This window comes from Mesoflavibacter sp. (assembly GCF_964226795.1).
GTDB lineage: Bacteria > Bacteroidota > Bacteroidia > Flavobacteriales > Flavobacteriaceae > Mesoflavibacter > Mesoflavibacter zeaxanthinifaciens.
The window spans coordinates 55,787-70,837 of the sequence record NZ_CAXQQP010000006.1; the positions used below are offsets into that span (position 1 = coordinate 55,787).

General features: G+C 30.6%; 13 protein-coding genes. 12 read left to right on the forward strand and 1 reads right to left on the reverse strand.

What is annotated here, in order from left to right:
* Positions 1-103: 103 nt before the first annotated feature.
* From ACEQT4_RS04035 to ACEQT4_RS04090, 12 genes are all read left to right on the forward strand, one after another.
* Positions 104-904 carry an outer membrane protein assembly factor BamD gene (locus ACEQT4_RS04035; RefSeq protein ID WP_027878751.1) on the forward strand — a complete coding sequence of 267 codons (801 nt, stop codon included), beginning with the start codon at positions 104-106 and terminating at the stop codon, positions 902-904.
* A 4-nt stretch (positions 905-908) separates the two neighbouring features.
* Positions 909-1,235, forward strand: coding sequence for a DNA-directed RNA polymerase subunit omega (locus ACEQT4_RS04040; RefSeq protein WP_027878752.1), 327 nt, complete (start codon positions 909-911; stop codon positions 1,233-1,235).
* 7 nt (positions 1,236-1,242) lie between these two features.
* Complete coding sequence (gene coaBC, locus ACEQT4_RS04045; protein WP_106678218.1) at positions 1,243-2,454, forward strand: bifunctional phosphopantothenoylcysteine decarboxylase/phosphopantothenate--cysteine ligase CoaBC; 1,212 nt, start codon at positions 1,243-1,245, stop codon at positions 2,452-2,454.
* Entirely contained in the window at positions 2,447-3,337 is an 891-nt protein-coding gene (locus ACEQT4_RS04050) for a DUF4835 family protein (protein WP_106678216.1), read from the forward strand. The genes coaBC and ACEQT4_RS04050 overlap by 8 nt, the downstream gene beginning before the upstream one ends.
* Positions 3,338-3,387: 50 nt before the next feature.
* Positions 3,388-5,040, forward strand: a complete 1,653-nt coding sequence (recN, locus tag ACEQT4_RS04055; protein ID WP_370226133.1) for a DNA repair protein RecN — start codon at positions 3,388-3,390, stop codon at positions 5,038-5,040.
* Positions 5,041-5,122: 82 nt separating this feature from the next.
* Positions 5,123-5,944 (forward strand): enoyl-ACP reductase, encoded by an 822-nt coding sequence (locus tag ACEQT4_RS04060; protein ID WP_027878756.1) that lies wholly within the window; start codon positions 5,123-5,125, stop codon positions 5,942-5,944.
* A 203-nt stretch (positions 5,945-6,147) separates the two neighbouring features.
* Complete coding sequence (locus ACEQT4_RS04065) at positions 6,148-9,102, forward strand: T9SS type A sorting domain-containing protein (protein WP_370226135.1); 2,955 nt, start codon at positions 6,148-6,150, stop codon at positions 9,100-9,102.
* Positions 9,103-9,174: 72 nt separating this feature from the next.
* The gene (locus ACEQT4_RS04070) at positions 9,175-10,179 is read left to right on the forward strand and encodes a glycosyltransferase family 2 protein (protein WP_370226137.1); all 1,005 of its coding nucleotides are present in this window, start codon (positions 9,175-9,177) and stop codon (positions 10,177-10,179) included.
* Positions 10,180-11,142, forward strand: coding sequence for a CdaR family protein (locus ACEQT4_RS04075; protein ID WP_370226139.1), 963 nt, complete (start codon positions 10,180-10,182; stop codon positions 11,140-11,142).
* Complete coding sequence (gene coaE, locus ACEQT4_RS04080; protein ID WP_223076936.1) at positions 11,139-11,735, forward strand: dephospho-CoA kinase; 597 nt, start codon at positions 11,139-11,141, stop codon at positions 11,733-11,735. Before ACEQT4_RS04075 ends, coaE begins: the two co-directional genes overlap by 4 nt.
* A 70-nt stretch (positions 11,736-11,805) precedes the next feature.
* Entirely contained in the window at positions 11,806-13,371 is a 1,566-nt protein-coding gene (locus ACEQT4_RS04085) for a sensor histidine kinase KdpD (RefSeq protein ID WP_027878761.1), read from the forward strand.
* A 5-nt stretch (positions 13,372-13,376) separates the two neighbouring features.
* Entirely contained in the window at positions 13,377-14,084 is a 708-nt protein-coding gene (locus ACEQT4_RS04090) for a response regulator transcription factor (RefSeq protein WP_027878762.1), read from the forward strand.
* 57 nt (positions 14,085-14,141) lie between these two features.
* Here ACEQT4_RS04090 and miaA read toward each other — a convergent pair whose 3' ends face one another.
* A complete protein-coding gene (miaA, locus tag ACEQT4_RS04095) occupies positions 14,142-15,050 on the reverse strand; it encodes a tRNA (adenosine(37)-N6)-dimethylallyltransferase MiaA (protein WP_370226142.1) in 909 nt (302 codons plus the stop codon).
* Between the last annotated feature and the right edge of the window lies 1 nt (position 15,051).

A 15,051-nucleotide genomic window follows, 5' to 3' on the forward strand; every position in this document is an offset into this window, starting at 1 on the left:
GCTTAAACCTATTTTAAACTATAATCTAACGATTAATTTAGCGTTTAAATTATATTTTTAAAATCCATTTAAATAGCGTATTTTTGCGCTTCGTTAAAATTTTATGAAGCATTTATTTTACATTTTAGTCGCATCTGTTTTATTAAGTTCTTGTGGTGAATTTCAAAAGGTATTAAAATCTGAAGATACAGCTGCAAAGTTTCAGTTAGGAGAACAATTGTATAACGAAGGTAAATACAACAAAGCCAATCGTTTATTTACTCAAATTGTGCCTTCTTACAGAGGTAAACCTCAAGCAGAAAAGTTAATGTACCTATATGCAAATACTTTTTATGAAACAGGAGAGCATTATTTAGCAGGTTATCAATTTGAAAGATTTGTAACCGCATATCCAAGAAGCGAAAAGTTAGAAGAAGCCTATTATAAGAGTGCAATTAGTTATGCAGCACTTTCACCAGTATATTCTAAAGACCAGCACGAAACAAAAAACGCTTTAGAAAAATTACAATTATTTGCTAATTTATACCCAAACTCTAGCTATATGCCAGAGATTAACCAAACCGTAAAAGATTTACAATACAAATTAGAGTTAAAAGCGTATAGTACAGCAAAGCAATATAATCATATAACAGATTACAAAGCTTCAATAAAATCTTTTGATAACTTTATAGTAGATTTTCCTGGGTCAAGCTTACGCGAAAAAGCTTTGTTTTACAGGTTTGATTCTGCTTATCAATTAGCGATAAAAAGTATTGAAGATAAAAAACAAGAACGTTTAGAAAAAGCATTAACTTATTATAATGCTTTCAAAAAATTATACGCACAGTCCGAGTTTATTGAAGATGCAGATAAAATGAACGAAGACATTATTAAACAATTAGAACAATATAGTACAAATAGCTAATATTATGGATTTAAAAAAAATCGATGCTCCAGCATCTACAGTAACGTATAACAGAAATGAAGTAGATGCACAAACAAATAACATCTACGAAGCAATTTCTATTATATCAAGAAGAGCTGAGCAAATTAATTCTGAAATCAAAAAAGAATTAATAGAGAAGTTAGAAGAGTTTGCTACTTACAATGATAGCTTAGAAGAAATCTTTGAAAACAAAGAGCAAATTGAAGTTTCTAAATTCTACGAAAAATTACCAAAACCACATGCTTTAGCGGTAAAAGAGTGGTTAGACGAAAAAATCTACTACCGTAATACAGAAGAAGACAACAAATAATAAACTAATGTCAATTTTAAGCGGCAAAAACATACTATTAGGCGTTAGCGCTGGTATTGCTGCATATAAAACAGCTACATTAGTTAGACAATTTATAAAAGCAGGTGCCAATGTACAAGTAGTCATGACACCTGCTTCTAAGGATTTTGTAACACCATTAACATTATCCACACTTTCTAAAAATCCAGTTTACTCTACATTTACAGACGAAGAAGATGAAAACGCCACATGGAATAACCACGTAGAGCTTGGTCTTTGGGCAGATTACTTTGTAATCGCACCTGCAACAGCAAATACATTGTCAAAAATGGCAAATGGTACTTGCGATAATTTGTTATTAGCAACCTATTTATCGGCTAAATGTAAAGTCTATTTTGCTCCAGCAATGGATTTGGATATGTACAAACATCCATCTACTTTAAATTCTTTTGAAAAATTACAATCTTTCGGAAATGTTATGATTCCTGCAACTTCAGGCGAATTAGCTAGCGGATTGGTAGGACAAGGTAGAATGGCAGAACCAGAAGATATTGTTTCATTTATTGAAAAAGATATTTTAAATGGGCTTCCGTTAAACGGAAAAAAAGTAATGATTACAGCAGGTCCAACCTACGAAGCTATAGATCCTGTCCGATTTATTGGTAATCATTCCTCAGGAAAAATGGGTTTCGAGATTGCTAAAGCAGCAGCAAATTTAGGAGCAGAAGTAATTTTAATTTCTGGTCCAACACATCAAACAGTAGCTAACAATTTAATAACTGTTATACCTGTTGTGAGTGCTCAAGACATGTACGACACTGCTCATAAGTATTTTAAATCTGTTGATATTGCTATTGCAGCAGCAGCAGTTGCAGACTATAAACCAAAACATGTAGCAACTCAAAAAATAAAAAAGGCAGAATCTACGTTATCCTTAGAATTAGAAAAAACAAAAGATGTCTTGGCGTCTTTAGGGCAAATTAAAGAACAACAATTTTTAGTTGGTTTTGCTTTAGAAACCAACAATGAACTGGAGAATGCAAAAAGCAAGCTTAAAAGAAAGAATTTAGATTTAATTGTTTTAAATTCGTTACAAGACAAAGGTGCAGGTTTTAAATCAGATACTAATAAAGTAACATTAATTGATAAAAACGAAACAATTAATACTTTTGAATTAAAATCTAAAACCGAAGTTGCTAAAGACATTTTAAACACTATAATATCAGCTTTAGATGCGTAATATTTTTATTCTTTTATTCTTAATTACTTGCAATGTTTCATTGTTTGCACAAGAGTTTAATGCCAATGTTGTTGTAAATGCACAACTAACAGGTAATGAAAATTTACAGCAATTTAAAACTCTAGAAAATCAGTTAAAAGAGTTTATCTCTAACACAAAGTGGACTAATAAAACATTTTTACCACAAGAGAGAATTAACTGTAATTTGGTTATAAATATTAACGAATATTCTGGTAATAATTACAGTGCAACATTACAAATACAATCGTCTAGACCAGTATTTGGATCTACGTATACAACACCTACATATAACATAAACGACAAAGATTTTTCTTTTGAGTATGTCGAGTTTCAAAATCTGATCTACAACCCAAATCAATACGTGTCTAATTTAATTTCTGTGCTATCATTTCATGTATACATGATTTTGGGGATGGATGCAGATTCTTTTCAGAAAAATGGAGGCGACATCTATTTTAAACAAGCACAAAATATTAGTAACTTTTCACAACAAACAGGTTATTCTGGTTGGAAGTTAGAAGATGGATTACAAAGTAGGTTTGCGTTAATAGATAATTTGATGTCTCCAACTTATAAAGAGTTTAGAGACGTAATGTACAATTACCATAGAAGAGGATTAGACCAAATGAGTACTAATTTAAAGGATGCAAAAAACGAAATAGTTTTAGCACTTTTAAATTTTAAAGAGATGAATAGAAGACGACCAAACTCTTATTTATCAAGAATATTTTTTGATGCAAAAGCAGAAGAAATTGAGCAAATATTTTCAAGTGGTCCAAGTGTAGATATTGTAGATTTGGTAGATACACTAAATAAAGTAGCGCCAATACATTCGTCTAAATGGCGAAACATTAAGTTTTAAAGCTTACGGCTTAGATTTAGTTTTCAACTTTATTATTTTCAAATTAAAATATGCTAACTGGATTATCCATAAAAAACTACGCATTAATAGATCAATTACAGGTCAATTTTAATGATGGATTTACTATTATTACTGGTGAAACTGGTGCAGGTAAATCTATTCTTTTAGGCGGTTTATCTCTAATTTTGGGAAAACGTGCCGATCTATCTAGTTTAAGAGATCCCGAAAAAAAATGCATTATAGAAGCAACTTTTGATATTTCAAACTATAATTTGAAATCTCTTTTTATAGCTGAAGATTTAGATTACGAAGCGCAAACTATTATACGAAGAGAAATTTTACCATCAGGAAAATCTAGAGCTTTTGTTAACGACTCTCCAGTAAAATTAAATAGTCTTCAATTGTTAGGAGAGAAATTGATAGATATACATTCTCAACACGAAACATTACAATTAACAGATGATAATTTTCAGTTTCAAGTAATTGATGCTTTAGCAGAAACGTCAGAAAACTTAGTGACTTATAAGGAGTATTTAAAAACTTATAAATCACTTCAAAAGGAGTTGAAACAACTACAACAATTTCAAGCAGAAGCTATAAAAGAACATGACTATAATTCATTTTTATTAAACGAATTGGTTTCGGCAAACCTAAAACCAGATGAGTTAGCAGAACTTGAAGAAGAATTTGAAGTGTTAAGTAACGTAGAGTCTATTCAAGAAAAATTAGAATCGGTAAACCAATTATTAAGTGAAGAGCAAATAGGCGTATTGACTAATTTAAGAGAAGTAAAAAACACGATGCAAAAATTGGCATTAATCTCTGCTAATTACAAAGATTTATCAGAACGTGTTAATAGTGCTTTAATAGAATTAGATGATGTAGCAACAGAAGTTGAAGGCTTTCAAACGGAATTAGACGTTAACCCAAAACGACTTGAAGAAGTCGAAGGTAAACTATCTGCTATTAACAATCTAATGCAAAAGCATATTGTGCAGACCATACCAGAGTTAATAGAAATTAGAGAACAATTAGCACAAAAGGTAGAAGCTACAGAAAATGTTGATAAAGACATTTCAAATAAAGAAAAAGAGATAAAAGCAGTGGTCAAGCAATTAGATAGTGAAGCTGCAATAATCACTAAAAAACGTAATGAAGCTATACCAAAATTAATTACTCAATTAGAAGATATTTTATCACAATTAGGTATGCCAAATGCCCAGTTTAAAATTACTTTAAACAAAAGCGAAATCTTTTTATTTAATGGTAAAGACGAATTAGATTTCTTATTTTCAGCAAATAAAGGCGGACAATTTAATACGCTTAAAAAAGCAGCTTCCGGTGGTGAATTGTCACGAATCATGTTGGCGATTAAATCAATACTTTCAAAATATATAAAACTACCAAGTATAATTTTTGATGAAATTGATACAGGTGTATCTGGAGAAATTTCAAATAAAATGGCAGAGATTATGTCACAAATGAGTCAAAAAATGCAGGTATTTAGTATAACCCATTTACCGCAAATCGCTGCAAAAGGTAACACTCATTTTAAAGTTTACAAGCAAGATATAGATAATGTAACTACATCTAATCTAGTTAAATTAGAGTATGATGAAAGAGTAGTAGAGTTAGCACAAATGCTTGGCGGAGCTGCTTTATCAGAATCTGCAATAGCTCATGCCAAACAATTATTAAATTAAAGTAACTTAAGTAATAGTTATTTTATAAATTTGAATTCTTAAAGACACAAGGTTAATAAAATTAAAAGAAACAACTAAAAATATGTCATTCAATTTATTAAAAGGAAAAAAAGGAATCATATTTGGAGCATTGGATCCAAATTCAATAGCTTGGAAAACAGCAGAAAGAGTACATGAAGAAGGCGGAGAGTTTGTTCTAACTAACGCACCAATAGCAATGCGTATGGGACAAATAGATGAGTTAGCAAGTAAAACAGGTTCTCATATTATACCTGCAGACGCAACATCTTTAGAAGACTTAGAAAACTTAGTAGAAAAATCTATGGAACTTTTAGGAGGAAAGATAGATTTTGTACTTCACTCTATAGGAATGTCTGTTAACGTACGTAAAGGTCGTGCTTACACAGATCAAAATTATGATTGGACACAAAAAGGAACAGATGTATCTGCAATGTCTTTTCATAAAACGATGCAAACATTATATAAGAAGGATGCAATGAACGAATGGGGAAGTATTGTAGCTTTAACTTACATGGCTGCACAACGCGTATTTCCAGATTATAATGATATGGCAGATAATAAAGCCTATTTAGAGAGTATAGCACGTAGCTTTGGTTATTTCTTTGGAAGAGATAAAAAAGTAAGAGTAAATACAATATCTCAATCCCCAACACCAACTACAGCAGGTCAAGGTGTAAAAGGATTTGATGGATTTATTTCTTATGCAGAAAAAATGTCGCCTTTAGGTAATGCAACAGCTATAGATTGTGCTAACTATACAATTACGTTGTTTAGTGACTTAACAAAAAGAGTAACCTTACAAAACTTATATAACGATGGAGGATTTAGTAATATGGGAGTAAGTGATGCGGTAATGGAAGCTTTTGTAGATAAAGAGCAATAAAAACCTTAAAAAAATATAAATACTTTAAACGTCTTACTTCGGTAAGACGTTTTTTTTGAATGAATATGCTGAAAATTTAAACAATTATCATTTCGTCCTTTTTATATGTTTTTTAACGATTTGTTTACCTAGTGTTAAAATCATTAACAATTAATTAATACTTTTAGAAAGTAAATTAAAATTTAACTAAACTTATAATTAATATGAAAAAAATTACTTTTTTATTATCTTTTTTTGCATTTGTCTTCAGCTCGCAGACTTTTGCTCAATATGGATGTAGTTCTGGAGTTGTTATAACCGATGGTTATACAGCTAACGGTATTACTACTCCTGGAACAGCAGGACCCGAAGATTGGAATACTAATCCTACTACTACTTGTGGAGGAACTAGTAATTCTTATTGGGATGATGATGTGTATTTATTTACTTATACTGCAGGAGCTACAGATGAAGAAATCTCAATGACTACTTTTTCAAGAAATTCTTGGAATGGTCTTGGGATATTTTCTACATGTACAGGTACAGCTCTTGATGGGTGTTTAGATACAGCAGGTGCAACTAGTTCAAATTCAACAAAAACAGTTACAGCAAATATTGCTGCTGGACAAACAGTTTATATAGCGGTTGGACAATGGGGAACACCTAATGATTTAGATTTTGATGTTACTGAATTTTCGGTAACACCTTTAGTAAACCCACCAAGTTGTACAACATTAAGTTCTCCTTTAAATGGAGCAACAGATGCTTCCACAAGTGGTGATATTTCATGGGATGCAGCAGCAGGTGCAGCAACTGATTATTTATTAGAAGTAGGTACAACTTCTGGTGGTTCAGAAGTGTTTTCAGGTCAAGTAGGTAATGTGACTACTTATAATGTAGGTGCTTTATCAGGTAATACTACATATTATGTTACAATTACACCAAGTAACTCAAATGGAGTTACAAGTGGGTGCACAGAAGAGTCTTTTACAACTTTTGAGCCTGTTGCTAATGATGAGTGTGCAAATGCTATAGCATTAACAGTTAATGAAGATTTATCTTGTACAGAAATAACTTCTGCAACTACACAATACTCAACAGCTTCGCCTCAACCTGATGATGCTACAGGAACACCAAATACTGATGTTTGGTTTACTTTTGTAGCAACTGCTACGAATAATAATATTGTTATATCAAATGTTGTAAATCAAGGAGGAGGAACATCTACTAGTACAGATATGGGTATGAGTGTTTTTGATGATGCTGCTGGTTGTAATATGACAGCTGCTAACGAAGTAGGAGAAAGCGATCCTAATACGTTACAATTATCAGGACTTACAATAGGTAATACTTATTATGTAAGAGTATATGGATGGCAATCTGGAATACAATACAACAATTTTGATATTTGTGTTGGTACTCCAGCAGCTCCACCAGCAAATGATGATTGTGCAGGAGCTATAGAAGTAACCACTTCAGAAGATGCTAACTGTTCAAACACAGTATCAGGTACAACAGAAAGTGCTACTACCAATAGTGCAAATGGATGTAGTACAACAGGTAGAGACGTATGGTATAGTTTTACAGCTGCAGAAGATGGATCATATACTATAACTGTAGATGAAACTTTTGATTCTGGATTTACTTCAACATACGTTTCAGCTTACGAAGGAGAATGTGGGTCATTAACCCAAGTAGGATCTTCAACTAGTTGTTTTAACACTGGTGATTTGGTAGTTTCTACAGTTGCAGGAGAAACTTATTATGTAAATGTAAGAAGTAGTTCTTCTTCAAATTATGTCGAATTTGATTTATGTATTTATTTAAATCCACCACCACCAGCTAATGATGATTGTGCAGGAGCAATTGCATTAACAATTCCAGTTGCGTCTACTTGTCCAGCAAATACAACAGCAACCACTACAAGTGCTACTGAAGGTATAAATGAATTAACATCTTGTGACGCATCAGGAAATTACGGTATTTGGTATACTTTTACTGCTCCAACAAGTGGTGCTATGGAATTTACTTCAGGGACAGGAAGTCCAGGTGTAACTATATATGAAGGAACAGATTGTGGTACATTAACAGAAGTATCAGGAACATGTTTAAATAATACTTCAGGATCAATAAGTGGTCTTACTCCGGGTAATGACTATTGGGCTATGGTTTGGACAGATACAGAACAAGCAACAGTTGAGTTTTGTTTATATTCATTACCATGTTCAGCTGCTGTAGCAACTACTTCTTTAGTAGAAAATTGTGCTAGTGATGAATTTTCTATAGATATAGATATTACAGATTTAGGAAGCTCATCTACATTAACTATAACTTATGATGATGGTTCTGGCGCTTTAACAACAACGACTTCAACAACTGGAGTTACTAATATTGGACCTTTCTCTAGTGGATCAACAGTATCTATTGTTTTAAATAATGAAAGTGATTCAGCTTGTGATGCTACTTTAACAGATGTTACATACACATGTCCTCCAGTTAATGATGATATTTCAAATGCAACACCTATAACTATAGGAGAAATGATTTGTGATGGTTCTACAAATAATGGAACTAATGTAGGAGCAACGAATTCTGGAGAAGGAGCAGGTACATGTTTTATAGGTGGAGCTGGCTCTGATGTGTGGTACACATTTACTTTATCTTCAGATTCAGATGTAACTGTCTCTACAGATTATTTAGGAGGTACTTTAGTAGATACGCAAATTGCTGTTTATTCAGGTATGTCTGGAGCTTTAGTAGAAGAAGGTTGTAGTCAAGATGATGGTGTTGAAACCTTATCTAATGGGTTCTCATGGAATTCTTTAATATCTGATTTAACACTTACAGCTGGTACTTATTATGTACAGGTTTCAGGTTATAGTGGAGCAGAAGGTACGTTCTGTTTATCAGTAGATGCAGTATCATTATCAACTCAAGATTTTGATAAAGAAGCAACATTTACATACTATCCAAACCCAGTAAACAATAACTTAACATTATCTGCTCAAAAAGAGATTAATAATGTGTCTGTTTACAATATGGTTGGTCAAGAGGTATTTAGAAATGTACCAAATGCTATGACAGAAGTTGTAGATATGTCTAGCTTACAAGCTGGTGCTTACTTTGTTAAAGTAACTATCGGTAATGCAACTAAGACAGTAAAAGTTATTAAAAACTAACTTTTAATATATATAATAAAAGAGCCACCTATTTAGGTGGCTTTTTTTATGGGTTTAACTTACTTTTGTTTTATGAAGTTAGATTTTTCATTTATAATTCCAGTTTATAATCGTCCAAATGAAATAGAAGAACTACTACAAAGTTTTTCTAAATTAAAAGGAGATATCCCTTTTGAAGTTGTTATTATTGAAGATGGTTCTACTTTAACCTCTAAAGAGGTAATTAGAAAGTATCAGTCAGTTTTAGATATTTCATATTTTTTTAAACCAAATTCTGGTCCTGGAGATTCAAGAAATTACGGGATGAAAAAAGCAAAAGGTAATTACTTTATTATATTAGATAGCGATTGCCTTTTACCATCAAATTACTTAATTGAAGTAAAAAAAAGTTTAGTAAAAGAATATGTAGATTGTTTTGGTGGTCCTGACGCTGCACATAAAAGTTTTACATCACTTCAAAAAGCAATAGATTTTAGTATGACTTCTGTAATTACTACAGGAGGAATTAGAGGAAATAAAAAATCTATAGACAAATTTCAGCCAAGAAGTTTTAATATGGGATTATCTAAAAAAGGGTTTTTGGATACTAACGGTTTTGGAAATATCCATCCTGGTGAAGATCCTGATTTATCCATTAGATTATGGAACTTGGGTTATAAAACCAAACTTATACCAGGAGCATTTGTCTATCATAAACGTCGTATATCTTGGTCTAAATTTTATAAACAAGTATATAAGTTTGGGTCGGTAAGACCAATTTTAAATTTATGGCATCCTTCAACAAAAAAAATTACCTATTGGTTTCCTAGTGTGTTTATTCTAGGTTTATTATTTTCAATAGTGTTAGCTATATTAAACGTTTATTTACCAATATTAGCTTATGTTTTATATTTTAGTGTTGCTTTTATTTTAGCTATTTTAAAAACAAAAAATTTAATGGTTGCTATTAAAAGTGTATTAGCAATTATAATTCAGTTTTTTGGTTATGGATATGGTTTTTTAAAGTCAACTATAATTTTATCTTTAAGTAGTAAAAAGCCAGAAAATTTATTTCCTAGTTTATTTTTTAAACCATAAATGAGTCCAATTAAAAATAAAATATCACAATTATTTAAAAGTAAAAAACTTAATGTTTTTGTGCTTTTTTTTATTATTTCTTTGACCATTTTAATATTATCTAAATTATCACAAAATTATCAAGGTACTTTGGTTTTTAAAGTAAAGCCTACAAATGCTAAAGAAACTCAGGTTATTTTAAACGATACATCTAATCAATTAAAAATTACTTTAGACACTTATGGTTTTAAATGGTTAAGGTATGCAATTAATAAACCAACAGTTGAAGTCGATTTAGAATCTGATGTAATTTTAAAAGATTCAACTTTAATTTGGACAGAAAAAAAAGGATTTTCAAATATTAGCAAGCAATTTGGTAAAAATGTCAAGGTTGTAAACGTAAATCCAGATAGTTTAATATTTAGATACGATGTTAACCAAATAAAAAAGATTCCTGTAAAAACAGATTTTAATATAACTTATGCGCAAGGTTTTAACACTTTAGATAACGTTAAAGTTTACCCAGATTCAATTAAAATAATTGGTCCAGCTAGTTTATTAAAAGATATAAATTATGTAAAAACTAAACATAAAGATTTTAAAGATTTAAAATCAAATGTCAATACACTAGTAGATTTGGTTGTAGATAGTATTAGTAATGATGTTAAAATAGAAGCTAATAAAGTTCAGTTTAAAATAGAAGTTTCAAAGTTTACCGAAGGTATTGTAACACTACCTATAACAATTGTTAATGTGCCAGATCATATAAAAATCAATTACTTTCCTAAACAATTAACAGTTAAATATGCTACAACAATCGATAATTTTAATTCAATTTCTGAAGAAGATTTTAAAATAGAATGTGATTACAAAAACTCAAAAAATAAATCATATTTAATACCCAAAATTGTTACTAAACCAAATAACATAAAAAATGTTAGGCAACAAGAGCAACAAATAGAATTTATCATAACTCAACAATGAAAACTTTAGTAGGATTAACTGGCGGAATAGGAAGTGGTAAAACCACAATAGCTAACTTTTTTAAAGAGTTAGGTGTGCCAATTTATATTGCAGATACAGAAGCAAAAGCGCTTATGAATCGGTCTAAAGTAATTAAAAGAAAATTAATAGCTCTGTTTGGTGATAATGCTTATCAAAACGGAAAATTAAATCGTGATTTTTTATCAAAACAAATCTTTAACAATAAAGATTTATTACAAAAAATGAATGCTATTGTCCATCCAAAAGTAGCTAGTCACTTTAAAAGATGGGTAAAAAAACAAGAAGCGCCTTATGTAATTAGTGAAGCAGCAATCCTTTTTGAAAACGGTAGCTATAAAAAATATGACTACATAATAACGGTTACAGCACCAGAAGAAGTTAGACTAAAAAGAGTCATGTCTAGAGATAGTGCATCAAAAGAAAAAGTAAAATCTGTGATGAATAACCAATGGAAAGATGAAGAAAAAATTAAGCTTTCAGATTATGTAATTCAAAATATAAATCTAGAAGAAGCTAAAGCCCAAGTACTACAAATACATCAAAATCTGTTACAAAAACTACAAAAAGACTAAATTTTAACATTTTTGTTAATGTAAGGTTAAAAGCAAGGAAGGGTAAATGTTAAAATCTTAATTTTGGGTGATGAACAAAAGAGTTTTTCTTGCTTTAGTTGTCTTAATGAGCCTGTCCTTGATAGGGATAATATTAGTGCAGGCTTACTATATCAACAATTCTCTTAGAAACACAGAAGAGCAATTTAATTTTAATGTAAAAAAAGCATTAAGTTATGTTTCTAAAACAATAGAAGATCAAGAGTATAATAAACATCTTTTTTGGGTTACAAAATCTATACAAGAAAGCGGAACAAAAGCAGATACAACTGCAATTTTAAACTTTTATGTAGAGCAAAAAAATAGAGATAATAACGAAACCCTAATTTACAGAAACGGTATTTTAGAAGAAAATTTTAAACTATCGTCTGCGCTCTTTGACATAGGTTTAGATAGTATAAACGTAAAAAGAATACTAAGCGAAAAAGAAACTAAAGTAGTAGATAATAATTTAGTTGAAGGTGGTACAAGCCTAACAGCACTTTTATCAGAAATTAGTACAAAAGAATATGCAGAAGTCTTCTCTAAAAACTCTTACGAAGAGTTTGCTTACAGAAGACCAATACACAAGCGCGTTACAGTAGACGAAATTAATAGACTTCTTAGTTTAAAACTATTAGAAGACGATATAGATATAGATTACGAATTTGCCATTTACAGTAACGAATTAGCAACAAAAGTAAAAACAGAAGATTTTGAAAAAAATGAAGGCGCTACCTTTAGTGTACCAATTTTTTTAAACAAAAATGATAAAAACAACTATAGACTACTAGTTAATTTCCCTGATCGTAAAGAGTTTATTCTTTCTTCAATTATGACTATGCTAATATTATCAATAGTATTTACATCGGTAATTATCTTAGCATACTCAAGTGCACTTTATCAATTAATTAAACAACGTCAAATCTCACAAATAAAAACAGACTTTATTAATAACATGACGCACGAATTTAAAACGCCAATAGCAACAATTAATTTGGCATTAGATTCTATAAAAAACCCTAAGATATTAGAAGATAAAGATAAAGTGTTACGTTATTTAGGAATGATACGTGAAGAAAACAAACGTATGCACGCACAAGTAGAAAACGTTTTAAGAATATCTAAACTTGAAAAAAATGAACTAAACATAAGTAAAGAACGAGTAGATCTGCATGAATTAGTCGAAGAAGCAATAATGCACGTAGAGCTAATAATTGAAGATAGAGGCGGAGAGATAACCGTTAATCTAAATGCAGACAAAACCTCTGTTTTAGCAAACGACTCTCACTTTACAAATGTATTAGTAAATATTCTGGATAATGCCATTAAGTATTCTCCAGAAGCACCAAAAATAATAGTAACAACAGAAGTTGTAGGTAATAATATTTTAGTGCACGTAAAAGACCACGGAAGTGGTATGAGCAAATCAGCACAAAAACGTGTGTTCGAAAAATTTTATAGAGAACATACAGGAGATATACATAATGTAAAAGGTCATGGGTTAGGATTAGCCTATGTAAAAAGAATAATAGAAGACCATCAAGGTCACATATCGGTAGAAAGTGAAAAAGACAAAGGAAGTACGTTTACAATCAAACTTCCGTTAATATCATAAAAACTATGGAAGAAGTACAAAAAAGAATACTATTAGTAGAAGACGATCCAAATTTTGGAACTGTCCTTAAAGATTATTTAACTATGAATGATTACGAAGTAACACATGCCAAAAACGGTATGGAAGGCTTCGAAAAATTTAAAAGAGGTGATTTTGATTTATGTATCTTAGACGTCATGATGCCTTATAAGGATGGTTTTACTTTAGCTAAAGAAATTAGAGAAAAAAACGAAGATATTCCTATTGTTTTCCTTACAGCAAAGGCTATGAAAGAAGACGTGCTTAAAGGATATAAAGTAGGAGCAGACGATTACTTAAATAAACCTTTTGATAGCGAAGTACTTTTAATGAAAATTAAAGCTATCATGCAACGTAAAGCAACAGACTCTTTAGCAGATAGTAAACAATTTGAATTTACTATTGGAGATTTTCATTTAAACTCTAAATTAAGATTTCTTACGTTTAAAGAAGACGAGCCAATTAAGCTATCGCCAAAAGAAAACGAATTACTACGTTTATTAGCATTACATGAGAATGATTTAATGCCTCGTGAACTTGCTTTAACAAAAATTTGGAGAGATGATAACTATTTTACATCTAGAAGTATGGATGTTTACATAGCTAAACTTAGAAAGTATTTAAAAGTAGATCCTAATGTTGAAATTTTAAATATTCACGGAGAAGGATTTAGATTAGTAGTTAATAAAGACTAGTTTTAGTTTAATTTACAATAAAAAAGGTCAGCTAATGATTAGCTGACTTTTTTTTTACTACATAGTATTTTTTATGGACTTTATAATTTTTTCTAAAGGAGCTAAATAGTCAAACCAAAGTGTGTCGTTGTTTCTTTTAAACCAGGTTAATTGTCGTTTAGCAAATCTTCGGCTATTTTTTTTAATTTCAGAAATAGCAAAGTCTAATGACCAAGTATTGTCTAAAGCGTTAAAGATTTCTTTGTAACCAACCGTATTTAATGCGTTTAAATGTTTATGTTCAATTAAAGATTTAACTTCATCAATTAAACCATTTTCAACCATAATATCAACACGTTTGTTAATACGATTGTAAATAACCTCTCTATCTGCTGTTAGACCAATTGTAATTGTTTTAAATGGTCTTTTATTTTTTTCTTTATTTAAAAACGAAGAATATGGTTTGTTTGTTCCTATACAAATTTCTAAAGCACGAATAACACGATGTGGATTATCAATAGCAATTGTATTATAAGCAACTATATCTAAATTTTTAAGCTGAAGCTGAAGCGCTTCCAAACCTTCCTTTTCAAGTGTATAATTAAGTTGTTTTCTAATTTTTGGATCTACATCAGGAAAATAATCTAATCCTTTTGTCACAGCATCTACATATAAACCTGAGCCGCCAACCATAATTACTATATCATGTTTTTGATGTAGCTCTTCAATTTTTTTTAGTGCTTCTTTTTCAAAAGTACCAACATTGTAATCTTCTGTAATGGATTTATGATGAATAAAATGATGTGGAGCAGCAGCTAATTCTTCTTCTGTTGGAGCAGCAGTACCAATACTCATTTCTTTAAAAAACTGTCTAGAATCTGCCGAAACTATTTCAGTCTTAAAATAATTTGCCAATTTTATGCTAAGCGCTGTTTTGCCAATTGCTGTAGGACCAACAACAGAAATTAAAAATTTTTTATTGTTCAAA